The organism is Streptomyces poonensis (assembly GCF_014650915.1).
Lineage (GTDB): Bacteria > Actinomycetota > Actinomycetes > Streptomycetales > Streptomycetaceae > Streptomyces > Streptomyces poonensis.
Map to the genome: position 1 here is coordinate 153,429 of NZ_BMVW01000006.1, position 17,504 is coordinate 170,932.

Annotated in this window: 16 protein-coding genes; 10 read left to right on the plus strand and 6 right to left on the minus strand. The window is 71.9% G+C overall.

The window, feature by feature from the left end:
• The first annotated feature begins 357 nt into the window (after positions 1-357).
• Positions 358-1,464: a helix-turn-helix transcriptional regulator gene (locus tag IE242_RS17575; RefSeq protein ID WP_229859044.1), complete on the plus strand. Its 1,107-nt coding sequence runs from the start codon at positions 358-360 to the stop codon at positions 1,462-1,464.
• 46 nt (positions 1,465-1,510) lie between these two features.
• On the opposite strand, the gene IE242_RS37755 is transcribed toward IE242_RS17575, so the two are convergent.
• From IE242_RS37755 to IE242_RS17590, 4 genes are all read right to left on the minus strand, one after another.
• Complete coding sequence (locus tag IE242_RS37755; RefSeq protein WP_229859046.1) at positions 1,511-1,657, minus strand: DUF418 domain-containing protein; 147 nt, start codon at positions 1,655-1,657, stop codon at positions 1,511-1,513.
• On the minus strand, positions 1,657-1,878 hold the full coding sequence (locus IE242_RS37760; RefSeq protein WP_229859048.1) for a hypothetical protein: 222 nt from the start codon (positions 1,876-1,878) through the stop codon (positions 1,657-1,659). The genes IE242_RS37755 and IE242_RS37760 overlap by 1 nt, the downstream gene beginning before the upstream one ends.
• A gap of 137 nt (positions 1,879-2,015) precedes the next feature.
• Complete coding sequence (locus tag IE242_RS17585) at positions 2,016-3,044, minus strand: LuxR C-terminal-related transcriptional regulator (protein WP_189860218.1); 1,029 nt, start codon at positions 3,042-3,044, stop codon at positions 2,016-2,018.
• Positions 3,041-4,051 (minus strand): helix-turn-helix domain-containing protein, encoded by a 1,011-nt coding sequence (locus tag IE242_RS17590; protein ID WP_189860220.1) that lies wholly within the window; start codon positions 4,049-4,051, stop codon positions 3,041-3,043. Before IE242_RS17590 ends, IE242_RS17585 begins: the two co-directional genes overlap by 4 nt.
• A gap of 300 nt (positions 4,052-4,351) precedes the next feature.
• On the opposite strand from IE242_RS17590, the gene IE242_RS17595 reads away from it, so the two are divergent.
• From IE242_RS17595 to IE242_RS17605, 3 genes are all read left to right on the plus strand, one after another.
• Positions 4,352-4,687 (plus strand): Rieske (2Fe-2S) protein, encoded by a 336-nt coding sequence (locus IE242_RS17595; RefSeq protein ID WP_189860222.1) that lies wholly within the window; start codon positions 4,352-4,354, stop codon positions 4,685-4,687.
• 813 nt (positions 4,688-5,500) lie between these two features.
• The gene (gene clpB / locus IE242_RS17600; RefSeq protein WP_189860224.1) at positions 5,501-8,125 is read left to right on the plus strand and encodes an ATP-dependent chaperone ClpB; all 2,625 of its coding nucleotides are present in this window, start codon (positions 5,501-5,503) and stop codon (positions 8,123-8,125) included.
• A gap of 180 nt (positions 8,126-8,305) precedes the next feature.
• On the plus strand, positions 8,306-8,830 hold the full coding sequence (locus IE242_RS17605; RefSeq protein WP_189860225.1) for a type III secretion system chaperone family protein: 525 nt from the start codon (positions 8,306-8,308) through the stop codon (positions 8,828-8,830).
• 37 nt (positions 8,831-8,867) lie between these two features.
• Here the strand turns inward: IE242_RS17605 and IE242_RS17610 are convergent, their stop codons facing one another.
• Both IE242_RS17610 and IE242_RS17615 read right to left on the minus strand, forming a co-directional pair.
• The gene (locus tag IE242_RS17610; RefSeq protein WP_373299529.1) at positions 8,868-10,064 is read right to left on the minus strand and encodes a hypothetical protein; all 1,197 of its coding nucleotides are present in this window, start codon (positions 10,062-10,064) and stop codon (positions 8,868-8,870) included.
• Between the two features lie 70 nt (positions 10,065-10,134).
• The gene (locus IE242_RS17615) at positions 10,135-11,367 is read right to left on the minus strand and encodes a pyridoxal phosphate-dependent aminotransferase (RefSeq protein WP_189860227.1); all 1,233 of its coding nucleotides are present in this window, start codon (positions 11,365-11,367) and stop codon (positions 10,135-10,137) included.
• Between the two features lie 149 nt (positions 11,368-11,516).
• Here IE242_RS17615 and IE242_RS17620 point away from each other — a divergent pair, with 149 nt between their 5' ends.
• The 6 genes from IE242_RS17620 to pyrE all read left to right on the plus strand — a co-directional run bounded on the left by IE242_RS17620 (position 11,517) and on the right by pyrE (position 17,371).
• Complete coding sequence (locus tag IE242_RS17620) at positions 11,517-11,837, plus strand: hypothetical protein (RefSeq protein ID WP_189860229.1); 321 nt, start codon at positions 11,517-11,519, stop codon at positions 11,835-11,837.
• Positions 11,838-12,292: 455 nt separating this feature from the next.
• Entirely contained in the window at positions 12,293-12,811 is a 519-nt protein-coding gene (locus IE242_RS17625) for a DUF2617 family protein (RefSeq protein WP_189860231.1), read from the plus strand.
• Positions 12,812-12,996: 185 nt separating this feature from the next.
• Positions 12,997-14,625, plus strand: coding sequence for a polyamine aminopropyltransferase (locus IE242_RS17630; protein ID WP_189860233.1), 1,629 nt, complete (start codon positions 12,997-12,999; stop codon positions 14,623-14,625).
• A gap of 65 nt (positions 14,626-14,690) precedes the next feature.
• Complete coding sequence (locus IE242_RS17635; RefSeq protein ID WP_189860235.1) at positions 14,691-15,599, plus strand: SRPBCC family protein; 909 nt, start codon at positions 14,691-14,693, stop codon at positions 15,597-15,599.
• Positions 15,600-15,975: 376 nt separating this feature from the next.
• Entirely contained in the window at positions 15,976-16,764 is a 789-nt protein-coding gene (locus IE242_RS17640) for an aldose epimerase family protein (protein ID WP_189860237.1), read from the plus strand.
• Between the two features lie 58 nt (positions 16,765-16,822).
• Entirely contained in the window at positions 16,823-17,371 is a 549-nt protein-coding gene (pyrE, locus tag IE242_RS17645) for an orotate phosphoribosyltransferase (RefSeq protein WP_189860239.1), read from the plus strand.
• The last annotated feature ends 133 nt before the right edge of the window (positions 17,372-17,504 follow it).

The window sequence follows — 17,504 nt, forward strand, 5'->3', positions numbered from 1 at the left end:
TCCGGCGCCTACGCGGTACGTAACACATTGATCACTGTCCGATCTGTAGCGGCTCGCGTGGGCAAGAGCACGGGTGAAGGGCGTGACCTGAGGGCCTCGTGCGCTCGCGGCGGGCCGGGGCCAGGCCCGCCGGGGCTGCTCAGGGCGCCGCGGAGCCGGGTGGAGACGAGTTCCGGGGTGACGGGAACGGTACGGCGTTCCACGCCGTCAACTTGTTGCAGAGGCCCGGACGGAGGCGGGGAGAAGTCCGGATCTTTTAGGTCAGTCCCGCTTACTCGCGCGTTCGGCCCGTGTTGCGGAGACCGGACGGGCCGCGCATAGTTGCGCTGCGGAAAACGCTGGAGCCAGGGGTGGAAGATGGCCGGGCACGGGGCGGGCGCCTATCCGCACGACGGCGTCCGGGACGGTAATGGCCGGGACGGAAACGGCCGGGACGTGGACGGCCGGAACGCGCACCCCCACGGTGCCGACCGGCTGTGCGAGGCCGGGGACCGGGTGTACTCCCGGGCGGTACGGCGGGGCCGCGTGCCGCGCGAGGACGCCGAGACGGTGCCCTGCCTGGTCGACCTGGCGCTGCTGCACCCCGACCCCGACGACATGGGCTGGCTGGTGCCCACCTCTCCCCAGGAGGTCATGACCCGGCTGCTGCGCGGTGTCCACGCGGAGGTCAGCGCGAGCCAGGCACGGGTGGGCGCGGCGGTGGCGGCCGTGGAGTGGTACGCGGGACTCGGCGGCGACCGGGTGCAGCCGGCGGCCGAGAGCACGGCGATCCGCGTCCTGGACGGGCTGTCCCGCATCCGGGCCGCCATGGACCAGGCGACCGAGGCGTGCACGGCGGAGGTGCTCACCGTGCAGCCGGGCGGCATCCGCCGCGAGGACGAACTGCGCGAGGGCCTGCACCGCGCGCTGGAGATGCGCCGCAGGGGCGTCCGGATGCGCGACCTGTACACGCACGTGGCGCGGCACGGGCAGGGCCTGCACACGTACATGGAGCTGATGGGGGACGCGGCGGAGGCGCGCACCCTGGACGAGGTCGTGGAACGCCTCATCGTCTTCGACCGCACGGTGGCCTTCATCCCCGCGAACGCGGACCGCACGATGGCCCTGGAGATCCGCCACCCGGCCCTGATCGAGTACCTGGTGACGGTCTTCGAACGGCTCTGGCGCCTGGGCATCCCCCTCGCCGCCGCGCTGCCCTCGACCGGCATCGAGGGCATCACCCACCGCGAACGCTCCATCGCCGCCCTGCTGGCGGAGGGCCACCAGGACGCGGTGGTCGCGGAACGCCTCGGCATCAGCGTCCGCACGTGCCGAGCCCATATCGCGCGGCTGTCGGAGACGCTGGGGGCGGCGAGCCGTACGCAGCTGGGGGTACGGATCGCGCAGGCGGGGCTGGACGGGCCGCCGCGTTCCGGACCGGCGGGGGACGTGCTCCGGGCCGCGTCCGCGCCCTCGTCGCGCTAGGGATCGGCGCGAGGTGACCTCGGGCCTTCGCCCGTCGGGGCGTCCGTCACGGACCCGCGGGCTCCCGTCGTCGCGGCGGCCTCGCCAGGGTGATCGCCCGGAGCAGCCACTCGGCGGGCCCCTGCCTGTACCTCTCCAGCCACCACCGGCTGACGACGAGCTGGGCGCCGTACACGGCACAGCCGAACACCATCAGCGCGGCCGTACCCACGCGCCCGTAGCGGGAGAGACCGTACGAACCGCTGCCGACACATACGGATCCATGATCTGCGTGCTGTTCACCATGAGGATGCCGAGCAGCGCGAAGCCGCGCAGCGCGTCGACGGCGGGCAGTCGCCGGACGGCCGCTGACGTGTCCGGACTCAAGGCGTGCACCTTCCCCGTGGAACGTTCGGTGTCGACTGTCGCTGTCATCGTGAGCGTCGCAGGAGCTGGTCAGCGCTCCTGGTGAGGCGCGAGCTTCCATGGGGGGCATGGATCACCCAGGCGGTCGGACGGTCCGCCGAGTACTGATTCCGTACCGGGGGACACGGGGACGACCACAGCGGCGTCTACCGCTGTCGTTCCTGCTCCCGTTCCTGCTCCCGCTCCTGCTCCCGCTCCTGCTCCCGCTCCTGCTCCAGAATCCCCGACCGGCCGATGAGGTAGCCGAGCTGGGCGCGGCTCTCGCTGCCGAGGGTGGCGGCGAGTTTGGCGATGTGTACGCGGGCGGTTCGGACGTTCATGCCGAGGCGCTCCGCGATGGCGGTGTCCGTGTGGCCTTCGACGAGAAGGGTGGCAATGGCGCGCTGGCGGGGGGTGATGCCGTTGACCGAGGGCGGCTGGACCGCCTGCGGGTACATGGGCGTCGCCATCCGCCAGAGGATGTCGAAGGTGGTGGTGAGGTAGGAGAGCACGGCCGGGTGATGGACCTCCATGGCCATGCTGCGATCCTCGTTCGCGGGGATGAAGGCCACGGACCTGTCGATGACGACCATGCGGTTGGGCAGCTCGTCGAGGGTACGGACCTCCACGTCGCCGTCCAGCTGCTCGAAGTGGGCGAGGGTCGCGAGATCGTGGCGCGTGGTGTGCTGGTAGAGCGTGCGCATGCGGCCGCCTCGGGAGAGCATGTCCCGCTCCCGGGCCAGGTCGGCGTTCAGGAGTGCGGGAGGGCGTTTGCCGCCCGGTTGCACGGCGAGCAGTTCTCCGGTCGACTCGGCCATCATCCGGCCGATGCGGGCGTTGATGTTGTCCATCCCGCTCAGGACCGTGAAGGAGGCGGCGTCGGCGGAGGCCGCGTGCCGGGTGCCGAGCTCGATGAGGGGCTGCAGCATGTCCGCCAGTCGTGACTCGCGCCGGCGTTGCCGGGCGATGTCCTCCGCGATGTTCCCGAGAAGGCGCGGAAGGGCCACGGCGGGCGGGAGAGGACGCAACCACTGGTCGTCGGTGATGTCCGGGTGCAGCAGACCGAGTGCGGTCAGGCAGGAGGCCGGGCCGGCGTCCGTCCGTCGGAGGCCGCCCTCACGCAGCGCCCGCTCGTACAGCTTCAGGCCCTGCTCGCACAACTCGTCCGCTCTGTGCCCATGCGCCTCGACGCTCACATGCGGCTCGCTTCTCCGGGCTGTCCTGGGTCCTGGTCCAGGATCCCCGACTGGGCTATCAGATAGCCGAGTTGGGCCCGGCTGCCGCTGCCCAGGGCCGTGGCCAGCTTCGCTATGTGGGCGCGGCACGTGCGCACGTTCATGCCGAGGCGGCGGGCTATGGCCTCGTCGACGTGGCCCTCCACGAGGAGTTTGGCGATGGAGTGCTGGATCTCCGTGATGCCGCCCGGCGCCGTCTCGTAGGGCGCGCCGGCGCTCAGTGGGACGGCGCGGCCCCACATGAACTCGAAGACCTTGATCAGGTAACGGACGAGGCCCGGGTGGCGGAGTTCCAGGGCCACCTGCTGGTCGTCCCTGGTGGGGATGAAAGCGACGGTCTCGTCGCAGATGATGAGGCGCTCGACCACCTCGTCGATGGTGCGGTACTCGGCCTTGCCGTTGGAGAGCTGAGCCACATAGGCCAGTCTCTCCGGGCTGTAACGGGCCGTGTGCTGGTAGAGGGTCCGGATCCGCACACCACGTTCGATCAGTGGCCTGTCTCGTTCCAGCCCCTGGAGGAGGCTGCGCTCGGAGCCGCGATCGCTCGGCTGGATCGTGAGCATCTCGTTCTGGCACTGCGACGTGGCGAGGTTGAGTGCCCCGTTGATGCGGTCGCCGCCCTCCAGCACCGTGATCGAGTGAGTCGGCGTCGTCTCCCCGGCGCTGAGGGCCATGAACGGTTCGAAGGCGTCGGCCAGCTCGACCGACAGGCGCCTGCGCTCGGCTATCTCGCGCTCTATGGGGTTGAGCCGCTGGGACAGGGCGACCGACGGGGGAACGGGGCGCAGCCAGTCCGCGTCATCGGGATCGGGGTGGAGAAGTGCGAGCTCCATCAGGCACGGGGTGTTCTCCACCTCCGTGCGTTCGATGCGTCCGGTGCGCAAGGCGTGCGCATAGAGACGGCCTCCTTCTTCGCACAGCTCGGTAACCGTGTGGGGATGTGTCCCTCTGTTCCGATTTGCTGCCATATCTCCACCCCCCAGGGTCCTGAACGTGCAGGAACATGATGCATCGATTGTGTGGCGATGACGTGCCCGAATGAGCCATCGTCGTATCCGACGGGGGAAGAGGAGACCTTCAAGTGAGGACGAAGCCGACTATGGGTAAGAGAATGCTTCGCTCGGTGCTTGTCATCGCCTTCTCAGCCGTTGTGGCCTTCGGAACACTGAGTGGCCTCTCCGATGCGAAGAGCGACGTCCGGGCGGACAGTCACTGGCCGGCGGTGGCCCTGAACACTGGGGCCGCAGACGACGGCTCCGGGGGCTGACGTGACCACACCCCCTGACGACCGGTCCTTCCGCCGGGAGATGGCCACCGCCTACCGTTCCGGCTGGCACTTCATCGACCTGGCCACCGCCATCCCCCACAGCGGTGACTCGTTGATGGTGACCGTGTTCGGCGAGCCGGTGGTGGTCACCCGGGACGATGACGAGGACATCCGGGCGTTCCGGTGTCTGCGCCGTCCGCGCGGCGCGCCGCAGCCGGTACGGTGTGCCGTCCGGTACGGAATGATCTTCGTGAACCTCGACCAGCGCGACGACCAGCTCGCCCGGCCGGAGCCTCCGGCCTCCGCAGCCGTCACAGCCACCCCCCGCAGTGCCTGACGCGATTCCCCCGTCGTTAAAGATCGCTCAGGCGCTTCCCCCCAGCAGCGGCGTCACCGTGACCTGAACACGGTGACGCCGCTGCAGGTTTGCGGCGAAAACATCCGTATGGGCGGATGTGCTCCTCGGTCGAAGTCGACTGAATCCAGCCGCAACCATGGCCGCATCCGTAACGGCGGCCACTCGGGAAACATCTGCCGGTCCCGCCGCCCACGACCTACCGATTCCGGCCACACGCCCTCCTCGGGCGCGTGCCTGAGCGGGCAACGCCCACTTCGGCCTGTCCCGCTGGTGGTGCCCGTTCCGGCTCACCTCCCCCCTCCCAATGGCGCGTCCGCCTCGGACGCGTCAGCCGCCCCGGCCGCCCTCGGCCCGACGGGACCCTGCCGTGCGAGTCGGCGGCGCTTGCTCAGGTCCGTCTCACGCCGGTGACGCCCCCGGTCTCGGTTCGCCTCTTCCGGTGCTCCGTCCATGCCGGGTCAGTGGCTCTTCGGGTTCCCGTCGTCGCCTTCGGTCTGCTTCCGGTCCCCGTCTTGTCTCGTCCCCGATGACGGCGCTCTGGCCCCTTCCTGCTGCCGTGCTCTCGGCCGTCCGGCGAGTCGCTCCGGGCGGCGGGCCGTACATGACGCCGACCGGCCGGGGATCGCACCGGTCCGCAGGGGTAGTCGGTCACCGAGGCGCAGTCCGCGCAGTCCGCGTTCCGCGACCCCACGTGGCTCTTGAGTGGAATAGACTCAACTTTGTGGACGTTGCCCAAGTCAGTGTGGCGCCGGCAACAGCTGAGCGAGGCCGAGCAAGGAGGAGAAGGCGAACGTGGACGCCGAGCTGACCAACAGGAGCCGGGACGCGATCAACGCGGCCGGTAACCGCGCCGTGTCCGAGGGGCACGCGGACCTCACCCCTGCCCATCTGCTCCTCGCGCTGCTCCAGGGGCAGGACAACGAGAACATCATCGATCTTCTGGCGGCCGTCGACGCCGACCAGGCCTCCGTGCGAGCGGGCGCCGAGCGCGTCCTCGCCGGGCTGCCCAGCGTGACCGGCTCCACCGTCGCACCGCCCCAGCCCAACCGTGAACTGCTCGCCGTCATCGCCGAGGCGCAGGCCAAGGCGAAGGAGCTGGGCGACGAGTACCTCTCCACCGAGCACCTGCTGATCGGCATCGCCGCGAAGGGCGGCCAGGCCGGTGACGTACTGTCCGGTCAGGGGGCCACGGCGAAGAAGCTGCTGGAGGCCTTCAACAAGGCGAGGGGAGGACGCCGGGTGACCACAGCCGATCCCGAGGGTCAGTACAAGGCCCTGGAGAAGTTCGGGACCGACTTCACGGCGGCGGCCCGCGAGGGCAAGCTCGACCCGGTCATCGGCCGGGACACCGAGATCCGCCGTGTGGTGCAGGTGCTGTCGCGCCGCACCAAGAACAACCCGGTGCTGATCGGTGAGCCCGGTGTCGGCAAGACCGCCGTCGTGGAAGGGCTTGCCCAGCGCATCGTGAAGGGCGACGTGCCCGAGTCGCTGAGGGACAAGCGGCTCGTCGCGCTCGACCTGGGGGCCATGGTCGCCGGGGCCAAGTACCGCGGTGAGTTCGAGGAGCGGCTGAAGACCGTCCTCGCCGAGATCAAGGACTCCGACGGGCAGATCATCACCTTCATCGACGAGCTGCACACCGTGGTGGGCGCGGGGGCCGGCGGGGACTCCGCCATGGACGCCGGGAACATGCTCAAGCCCATGCTCGCCCGCGGTGAGCTGCGCATGGTCGGCGCGACGACCCTCGACGAGTACCGGGAGCGGATCGAGAAGGACCCCGCCCTGGAGCGCCGCTTCCAGCAGGTGCTGGTCGCCGAGCCCACCGTCGAGGACACCATCGCCATCCTGCGCGGGCTGAAGGGCCGCTACGAGGCCCACCACAAGGTGCAGATCGCGGACAGCGCGCTGGTCGCCGCCGCCACCCTCTCCGACCGCTACATCACCTCCCGCTTCCTGCCCGACAAGGCCATCGACCTCGTCGACGAGGCCGCCTCCCGGCTCCGTATGGAGATCGACTCCTCGCCCGTCGAGATCGACGAGCTCCAGCGCGCCGTCGACCGCCTCCACATGGAGGAGCTGGCGCTCGGCAAGGAGACCGACCAGGCCAGCCGGGAGCGGCTGGAGAAGCTGCGCCGCGACCTCGCCGACAAGGAGGAGGAGCTGCGCGGCCTCACCGCCCGCTGGGAGAAGGAGAAGCAGTCCCTCAACCGGGTCGGCGAGCTGAAGGAGAAGCTCGACGAGCTGCGTGGGCAGGCGGAGCGCGCTCAGCGCGACGGTGACTTCGACACCGCGTCCAAGCTGCTGTACGGCGAGATCCCGGCGCTGGAGCGGGACCTGGAGGAAGCCTCCGCCGCCGAGGAGGAGGCCGCCAAGGACACGATGGTGAAGGAGGAGGTCGGCCCGGACGACATCGCGGACGTGGTCGGCTCCTGGACCGGCATCCCGGCCGGGCGGCTGCTGGAGGGCGAGACCCAGAAGCTGCTGCGCATGGAGGAGGAGCTCGGCAAGCGGCTCATCGGGCAGAGCGAGGCCGTACGGGCCGTGTCCGACGCCGTGCGCCGCACCCGGGCCGGGATCGCCGACCCCGACCGGCCCACCGGGTCCTTCCTCTTCCTCGGCCCGACCGGTGTCGGCAAGACCGAACTGGCCAAGGCGCTCGCGGACTTCCTCTTCGACGACGAGCGGGCCATGGTCCGCATCGACATGTCGGAGTACAGCGAGAAGCACAGCGTGGCCCGGCTCGTCGGCGCGCCCCCCGGGTACGTCGGCTACGAGGAGGGCGGCCAGCTGACGGAGGCGGTGCGCCGCAGGCCGTACAGCGTGGTCCTGCTGGACGAGGTGGAGAAGGCCCACCCCGAGGTCTTCGACATCCTGCTCCAGGTGCTCGACGACGGGCGCCTCACGGACGGCCAGGGCCGCACGGTCGACTTCCGCAACACGATCCTGATCCTGACCTCCAACCTGGGCAGCCAGTTCCTGGTGGACCCGCTGACCAGCGAGGTGGAGAAGAAGGAGCAGGTGCTGGAGGTGGTCCGGGTCTCCTTCAAGCCGGAGTTCCTGAACCGCCTCGACGACCTCGTGGTCTTCTCCGCCCTGTCGAAGAGCGAGCTGGAGCGCATCGCCCGGCTCCAGATCGACCGGCTCGCCAAGCGGCTCGCCGACCGCCGGCTCACCCTGGACATCACGCCAGAGGCGCTGGCCTGGCTCGCGGACGAGGGGCTCGACCCGGCGTACGGCGCCCGGCCGCTGCGCCGCCTCATCCAGACCGCCATCGGCGACCGCCTCGCCAAGGAGATCCTCGCGGGCGAGGTCAAGGACGGCGACACGGTGCGGGTCGACGCCTTCGGCGACGGCCTGATCGTCGGCCCGGCGACGGGTGCGGCGGGTGCGACGGGCGCGACGGGCAAGACGCTCTGACCGCCACACGCGCCCCGCGCGTCGCGCCGCCCGGTGGCGCCGGGCCACCGGGCCCGCCGGGCTCCCCGCGGCCCGGCAGCGTAATTCCGCCAAGGGCTGAGCAACCCTCCGGGACGGGGGTTGCCAGGGCCCTCCCCGCATGGGGCAGGATGGCGGAATCCGTACGAAGGGAAGAACACGGTGAGCATCGACCCGTCCTCGATTCCGAATTTCGGGGGCCAGCCACAGCCGCAGCCGCAAGGACCGGCGGGCCCCGTCGTCCCGGATCAGGATCTCGTGAAGCAGCTCCTGGACCAGATGGAGCTGAAGTACGTCGTCGACGACGAGGGTGACCTCGCGGCGCCGTGGGAGCAGTTCCGTACGTACTTCATGTTCCGCGGCGAGGCCGAGCAGCAGGTCTTCTCGGTGCGGACGTTCTACGACCGGCCGCACCAGATCGACGAGAAGGCCCAGCTGCTCGAGGCGATCGACGACTGGAACCGCCGCACCCTGTGGCCGAAGGTCTACAGCCACACCCACGACGACGGCTCCGTCCGCCTCATCGGCGAGGCGCAGATGCTGATCGGCACCGGCGTCAGCCTGGAGCACTTCGTGTCGTCGACGGTGAGCTGGGTGCGGGCCGCCATCGAGTTCGACCGGTGGCTCGTCGAGCAGCTCGGCCTCGCGGAGGACGTCGACGAGGCGGAGAAGCCCGAGGACGAATAGTCCGGGGACGAGCAGTCCGCGCCGCGGTGGCGTGCCGTCACAGGGACGTGCGTCCGTGCACGACCAGGAACGCCCCGTAGAAGAACGAGAGCCCGGCCAGGGCGGCGACCACCACGGTCGCGTGCCAGGGCCGGGCTCGCGCCGTCCGTACCAGGGCCCGGGCGGCCGGCAGCAGCAGCGGGAAGGCCGGCAGCAGGAAGCGCGGCTTGCACGCGAAGAAGCCGGAGCCGCCGACCGCGATCAGCAGCAGCACGCCCGCGTACACCAGCAGGACCAGCGGCGGGCGGTCGGCGAGGAGCAGCGCGAACAGCACGACCGTCACCGCCACGACCACCATCGCCATGGCGTACTCGAAGCGGCCCCCCTTCATCAGCTGCTCCCCGGCGAACCGCCAGGCACCCACCCCGAAGTCGTACGTCGATCCCCAGCCCCGCTGCACCGCGAAGTACCCGCCGAGCGGATCGCCCGTGCGCACCCCCACCCACAGCACATAGCCGCACCAGCCGAGCGGCGCCAGCGCGGCGCCCGCCCACAGCCCGCCGGGGACGTCGCGGCCGCGCCGCCGTATCACCTCGTACGCCGCCGCCGCGAGCACCGCCGCCGCCACCGCCATCCCGTTCGGCCGGGACACGCCCGCGAGCGCCGCCAGCGCGCCCGCCCACACCCAGCGCCCGGTGAGCACCGCGTACAGGGACCAGGCCGCGAAGGCGGTGAGCAGGGGTTCGGTGTACGCCAGCGACAGCACGACGGAGTGCGGGAGCAGCCCCCACAGCAGCACCAGCGCGACACCGGTCCCGCGGCCGTACAGCCGTGCCCCGATCGCGTACAGCCCGCAGGCGGCGGCCCCGGCGGCCGTCCAGGAGACCAGCAGACCCGCCGCGCCGCCGCCGATCGGCAGGATCTCGGTGAGCGCCCGCACCAGCCCGGGGTAGAGCGGGAAGAACGCCAGGTCGTTGGCGACGCCGAACCAGGCGTGCTTCACCCGCCCGTAGCCGTCCTCCGCGATCCCCAGGTACCAGAGGGAGTCCCAGGAGCGCGCGAGCACGTCGAACGGGTCCCGGCCGGCCCCCTGGGCCAGCGCCACGACGACGGCGACACCGATGAGCCGGGCGGCGAGGAAGACCCCGAGCGCCAGCACGATCGCGGGCGGCCGCTCGGGTACGGACCGGGCGCGGGCGGGCGGTCGCCGGGCACCCTCCTGAGCCTGCGCCGGCACGGTGCTGACGGGAGTCACACCGGGAACCATGCGTCCGGTTAATCGGATTTGCCAGCTTTACACGCCAGTAATGTCCGGAATCACACCCCTAGAAGGCCGCCCTGAGCCGCTTGACCGCCTCCTGAAGCACCTCCACCTGCTTGCAGAAGGCGAACCGGACGAAGGGCGCGCCGGCCTCGCGGTCGTCGTAGAAGACGGCGTTCGGAATGGCGACGACACCCGCCCGCTCCGGCAGCGCACGGCAGAAGGCGAAGCCGTCCGACTCGCCGAGCGGCCGGATGTCGGTGGTGACGAAGTACGTGCCCGCCGGGCGGAACACCCGGAACCCCGCCTCCGCGAGCCCCGCCGCGAGCACGTCCCGCTTGGCCAGCATGTCCGCGCGGAACGCCGCGAAGTACGTCTCCGGCAGCGCGAGCGCCTCGGCGACCGCGTACTGGAAGGGCCCCGACGAGACGTACGTCAGGAACTGCTTCGCCGAGCGCACGGCGGACACCAGGGCGGGCGCCCCCGTCACCCAGCCGACCTTCCAGCCGGTGAACGAGAAGCTCTTCCCCGCACTGCCGATGGTCACGGTCCGCTCGCGCATGCCGGGGAAGGTCGCGAGCGGCACGTGCTCGGCGTCGTCGAAGACCAGGTGCTCGTACACCTCGTCGGTCACGACCAGCAGATCGCGCTCGACGGCCAGTTCGGCGATCGCCGCGAGCTCGTCGCGGGTCAGGACGGTCCCGGTCGGGTTGTGCGGGGTGTTGACCAGCAGCAGCCGGGTGCGGTCCGTGACCGCGTCACGCAGCTCGTCGAGGTCCAGCCGGAAGGAGGCGCCCTCGTCGTGGACGTGCGGGCGGAGCGTCACCGGCACCCGCCGGGCGCCCGCCATCGCGATGCACGCCGCGTACGAGTCGTAGTACGGCTCCAGGGCGACCACCTCGTCGCCGGGCTCCAGCAGGGCCAGCAGCGACGCGGCGATCGCCTCCGTCGCGCCCGCCGTGACGAGCACCTCGGTGTCGGCGTCGTACAGGAGCCCGTACCGCCGCTCCTGGTGCGCCGCCACGGCCGCGCGCAGCTCGGGGACGCCGGGGCCGGGCGGGTACTGGTTGCCCCGTCCGTCGCGCAGCGCCCGTACGGCCGCCTCCCGGATCTCCTCCGGGCCGTCCGTGTCGGGGAAGCCCTGGCCCAGGTTGATGGACCCGGTGCTGAGGGCCAGTGCCGACATCTCGGCGAAGATCGTCGTCCCGAACTCGGCGAGCCGGCGGTTCAGCGGGGGACGGTCGGGGTGACGTACGGGCTGCCCTACGGGGCGTGGGCTGGAGGTCATGGCCGTCATCCTGCGCACAAGCTCTGGACTTGCTCAACTCTGCTTTGGCGCGAAGGCGGCGAGGGCATCCCCGTGTCACGCAAGAAGCGGGGGACCGGTTCCGGGCCCACGGGGGGCCACGGGGGGACCGCTTCGGGGGAAGAAAGGTGGGTGACGCCATGACACTCGCGCTGATCGGCATCATCCTGGCGGTCATCTGCATCACCGTGGTCGGGGCCGTGGCGGCCACCGTCCGGAGCAGCGCAGGCCGGAACAGGGCGGTACGTCGGGGCAGCACCGGTTCGCGGGCGCGGTCGGGCGGCGGCTCCGTGCGGTCGTCGTCGGACACGGGCGGCAGCTGGTGGGCCGGTGACAGCAACTCCGGCTCGGGTTCGGACTCGGGCTCCGGCTCGTGCGACAGCGGCGGCTCGTCCTCGTCCTCGTCCTGCGGCGGCGGATCCTCCTGCGGGGGCGGCGGCGGATGCGGCGGAGGCAGCTGACACGGCAGGCCGTCACGACCGGCACGACCGACGAGTGCCCGCGGGGAGGTGAGACCTTCCGGCGGGCACTCGCCGTGTGAAGAGGTGTGCCCGGGACGTATGCGCTTTCGGCCGCCCGGCGGGACATGTGGGAGACCACACGTATCAGCAGGTAACAGGGCGCACCGGGAGCACTCCGGCGTCGCGGGCGCACGCCCGGTTGAACAGTTGAGCTGGGGAGCCCCCCGGGGGATGGAAACCCTACGAAGATGGGTAAAAACGCTGTGGCGGCGCCACAGTTCATGATTCCCTATAAATCACCAACGCAGCCCCCGGACGTCCTCACCCGACAGGCCTGACCGGGCTGATCAGACCGAATCGGACGTCCCCATCCAGCTGGCCGGCCGGGCATCTCCCGGTGCCGAACGGGGCGCGCCGGATCCACTCCACCCTTTGCGTGCTTGCGGAGCCGACCCATGCTCACGACTCTGAACACCTCCTACACCGACACGAGCGCGGCCGACCTCGCCTGGGCCCTGGGCCGCGAGCCGCTGCCCGCGCTCGCCACTCTCGACCTGGAACTGCCGGACGCCCGGCTCCAGTTGAGACTGCTCGGGGCATCGCACCAGGTGATCCTGGAGGAGGAGCGGGGCACGTGCTCGGAGACGGTCGCGTGCATCCCGGGGTCCAGCACGCCGCTGCCGCTCGGCGTGGCCAAGCGGGTGGGCAACTGGGAGTACGAGTTCGCCGCCCGTGTGGAGATGCTCTCGCCGGGCTGTTTCGCAGGCCGCGCCCAGGAGTTGCTGGGCCTCGTCTCCGACCATCCCCACGGACTCGCGGGTGTCTTTCCCGGCAGCCCCCACGCCTTCACCGCGATGCTCGTCCAGCGCCACCGGGGGCAGGTCCACTGGCACACCTGGCACGCGTACCCGCAGGACGGCCAGTTGGTGGCCACCAGGACGAGGGTGGGGGTGCGGGTGCCGGCGGTGGTGTGACCCGAGGTGAGGCGCTGACCGGTGGGTGACGGTACGTCATACAGCGGCGTCAAGGGGCCTGGCCGCGTACGGGAAGCGGAGCGCCGAGGGGGAAGCCCCCGCAAACACCCAGCACTCCACAACGCCGTTCTTTCCACACGTGTGGGTGACGGAGTGCGCCGCAGGCGTGACGTAGCGTTCCCAGCGTGATCGAGTCGCACGCCCCCGCACCGCCCGGCGCGCCACCGCCCTGGAGCGGTCCGGGCGGCGGCGGTCAGGCGCGCTTGCCCGTCCGCCAGGGCACCGGTCGCCTCCTCGTCCTCGCGTGTGTGTTCGTCTGCGCGGCCTGCGGTCTCGTGTACGAGCTCCAACTCGTCGCCTTCGCCTCGTACTTCAGCGGCGACTCGGTCACCCAGGCCTCCGTCGTGCTGTCCGTGATGGTCTTCGCGATGGGCGCCGGATCCCTCGCCGCGAAACGGCTCCGCTGGCACGCGGCGGCCGGCTTCGGCGTCATCGAGGCCGCCCTCGCCCTGATCGGCGGATGCAGCGCGATGGCCCTCTACGCGACGTTCGCCTGGGCCGGCGACCGGGCCGGAACATGGGCGAACGCGCCGGACTGCCTGCTCGTCGCCTTCTCCCTGGCCATCGGCGTCCTCATCGGCGCCGAAGTGCCCCTGCTCATGGAGCTGATCCAGCGCGTCCGCCGGCAGGACGCGGGCGGCGCCGTGGCGGACCTGTTCGCCGCGGACTACGTGGGCGCGCTCGTCGGGGGCCTCGCCTTCCCCTTCCTGCTGCTGCCCTGGCTCGGCCAGCTGACCGGTGCCCTGCTCACCGGCGCGGTGAACGCGCTGGCCGGCGCCGCCCTGGTCCTCGGCCTGTTCCGCGGCGACCTGCGCCACCGCTGCCGCTGGTGCCTCGTCCTCGGATACGTCCTCGTCCTCGGCCTGCTCGCCACGGCCGCGGTGCTCGTCGGCGACTTCGAGCGGGCGGCCCGGCAGGCGGTCTACGGCGCCGACGTACGGGCCGTGCTGCGGACCGGCGTCCAGGAGGCCGTCCTCACCGGCGGGACGCACGGCCGGCCGCTCGCCCTCTACCTCGACGGCCGGCTGCGGTTCAGCGCCCGGGACGAGCGCCGCCACCACGAGGCCCTCGTCCACCCCGCCATGAACGGCCCCCACGCGCGCGTGCTCGTCCTCGGCGACGGCGAGGGCCTTGCCACGCGGGAGGTGCTGCGGTACCCGGACGTGCACCGGGTCGACGTGGCCGGCGCCGACCCCGGCGTGGTCCGGCTGGCCCGCTCCGACCCGGCGCTCGCCGCCCTCAACGGCCACGCGTACGACGACGCGCGCGTCCACGTGCACACGGCGGACGCCTTCGCCTGGCTGCGCGAGGCGCCCCCGGCGGCGTACGACGTCGTCGTCACGAGCCTGCCCGACCCGGGCATCACCGAGAGCACGAAGCTGTACTCGCAGGAGTTCTACGGCACGGCCCGCAAGACACTGGCGCCCGGCGGCCGCCTGGTGGTCCACGCCGGGCCGGTGGACTCCCGGCGCCGGGTCTTCTGGACGGTCGACGCGACGCTACGGGCGTCCGGGCTGCGGACGACGCCGTACCGCGTGAGCGGCCGTACCTCCGCCCCCGCGACGGGCCGTGACTGGGGCTACGTCCTGGCGTCCGGAGAGAGACGGCCACGGCCGGCCGTGCCCGGCACGTTGCCCGGCGGCCCGCGTGCGCTCTCCCGCGGTGAGCTGACGGCGGGTGCACGGCGGGCGGAGGCGACGCGTCTGCGGGGGCTGCCGCCGTCCACGCTCGTGCATCCGCGCTACGCGGACTGAGGCGGGCCGAGGAATCCGCGCATGTACGGGTGCGAGCGGCGGTGCCGTGGGTAGGCTCGGCTGACATGGAGCATGAGGTGTTCGTTCCGGTTCCGGCCGACCGGCTCAGGGCGGCCCTGTCCGATCCCGAACGCGTGGCCCGAGCGGTGCCCGGACTCCAGCAGGAGGCGGGCGCGCCCCCCGTCGCCGGGCGCCTCAAGGTACGCGTCGCCGGGCACTCCATCACCTACCGCGGCGCACTCCGGGTCGCCGACCGGGGCGACGGCTCCTACACGGTCGAGGGCGACGGGACGGAGGCCCGCGGCAGCGGCTCGGTGAAGCTGTCCCTCACGGTGGGACTCCGCCCGGCGGAGGACGACGGTACGACCCTCGTCTTCACCGGTACGGCGTCGGCGGACGGCCGGGTCGCGGACCTGCCCTCCGACGCGGTGTCCACGGCGACGGCACGTCTGCTGAACCGTTTCGCGGAGAACCTGGCGAGGGTCTCCGAGGAGGAGCACGGGGAGCACGGGGAGCAGGAGGGGGACGAGGAGCACGAGAAGCACGGGGAACACGAGGGGCACTCGGTGCCGCCGCCACAGTCCCCGTCGCCGTCCGAAGCCGCGCCGGCCTCCGCGTCCGACACGGAGGTCCCGCCCCCGTCCCTCGACCCGGACACGGCGGACGACCTGGAACCTGGTGACCTGGGCGGCCCCGGTGATCTCGGTCCGGGCGACCTCGGGCCCGAGGACCTCGTGTCCGACGACTTCACCGACCCCGGGGAACTCCCGGCCGAGGCCGCGCACGCGCGCCGCACGATGATCGGGCGCAGTGCGGAGGAGGTGGACCACGCCCCGCCGCGCGGCCGCTACGCCCCCGTACCAGCCCCCGAGTCCGCCGCGCCGAGCCCCGCGCTCCGCTGGGCCGCCCCCGCCGCGGCCCTGGCCCTCGCCTCGGCCATCGTCGTCACCCGGGCCCTGCGCAAGCGCCGCTGAACAGCTGAGGTCCGTGCCGGTGCCGCTGAGTAGCTGGTGTCCGTGCCGGTGCCACCGAACAGTCGGTGCCCCGCCCGTGCCGCTGAGTTCCCGGTGTCCCTGCCGGTGCCGCCGAACGGCCGGGGCCCACGCCACCGCCGCTGAACAGCCGACCACGGACCGGGCGCTTGTCGGCGCGCCCGGGTCGCCCCCGACCGCGGAGGACCCGTGGTGCGCGCCCGTGTGGACCGGCCTCCGCAAGCCCCTCGTACCGGCTTCCACGCCCCACGGGCCGGAAGTGCTCCCCGCCTCCCCACGCCCCCGGCCGCCGACGGCGCCCCCACGCCCGCGCGCCCCGCTCCGCCCGTCCGCCGGAGGCACCCCGTAGGGTCGTGTCGTGCGTAACCAAGAGATCACGTTGACCGCGGGTGACGCGGAGGCAGTCCTGGCGCCCGCGAACGGCGGGCGGGTGAGCGGTCTGCGGGTCGGCGGTGTCGAACTGCTGCGCCAGGGTGAGCGGTTCGGCTGCTTCCCCATGGTTCCGTGGTGCGGCCGGATCCGTGACGGCCGCTTCCTGGACGGCACGACCGTCCGCCAGATGCCCCTGAACGCCCCGCCGCACGCCATCCACGGCACCACCCGCAACGGCGCCTGGAGCGTCGCCCGCACCTCACCCGACGAGGCCGTCCTCACGTACGACCTGGTCGACCCCTGGCCGTACCCCGGCCGCGTCACCCAGGTCGTCGCCCTGACGGCGGACTCCCTCACGCTGACCATGTCCGTGGAGGCGCACGAGTCGTCCTTCCCGGCGCAGATCGGCTGGCACCCGTGGTTCAACCGGAACCTGGGCGGCGAGGACGTGCGGATCGACTTCGATCCCGCCTGGCAGGAGGAGCGCGGCGACGACCACCTGCCCACCGGCAACCGCCTCGACCCGAAGCCCGGCCCCTGGGACGACTGCTTCGGCATGCCCGACGGCGTGGACGTGCGCCTCACCTGGCCCGGACAGCTGGAGCTGACGGTCGCCTCCCGCGAGCAGTGGGTCGTCGTGTACGACGAGCAGGCGGAGGCGGTCTGTGTGGAACCGCAGACCGGGCCGCCGAACGGGCTCAACACCCACCCGCGCCTGGTCACGCCCATCGACCCCCTGGAGGCCACGACCACCTGGACGTGGCGCCGACCCTGAGCGGGCCCGACGGGAGCGCCGGGTTCCGTTCCGTCCCGGGCTGTCTAAGCTGACGGGCATGAGTGACGTACGCGGCACGCTGCTGCAGCAGATCAAGGACAAGGCCGTGGTGCACGGCAAGGTGACCCTCTCCTCGGGTCTGGAGGCCGACTACTACGTCGACCTGCGCCGCATCACCCTGGACGGCGAGGCCGCGCCGCTCGTCGGGCAGGTGCTGCTGGACCTGACCGCGGACCTGGAGTTCGACGCCGTCGGCGGGCTCACCATGGGCGCCGACCCGGTCGCCGCCGCCATGCTGCACGCGGCCGCCGCGCGCGGGAAGCGCCTGGACGCGTTCGTCGTCCGCAAGGCCGCGAAGGCCCACGGGCTGCAGCGCCGGGTGGAGGGCCCCGACATCAAGGGCCGCCGCGTGCTCGTCGTCGAGGACACCTCCACCACCGGCGGCTCCCCGCTCACCGCCGTCGAGGCCGTGCGGGAGGCGGGCGCCGAGGTCGTGGCCGTCGCGACCATCGTCGACCGGGCCACGGGTGCCGCCGAGAAGATCCAGGAGGGCGCCGGGGTGCCGTACCTCTTCGCCTACTCCAAGGACGAGCTGGGCCTGGACTGAGCCTGTACCGACCGGTCCGCGGACCGCGGCATGGACCTTACGGCCAAGTCTGGAAAGATGGGGCCGACGATGACGTCGCAGCCAAGGTCTAGGTCAGGGCCGTAAGAACGCAGCACACCCACCCGCACATACA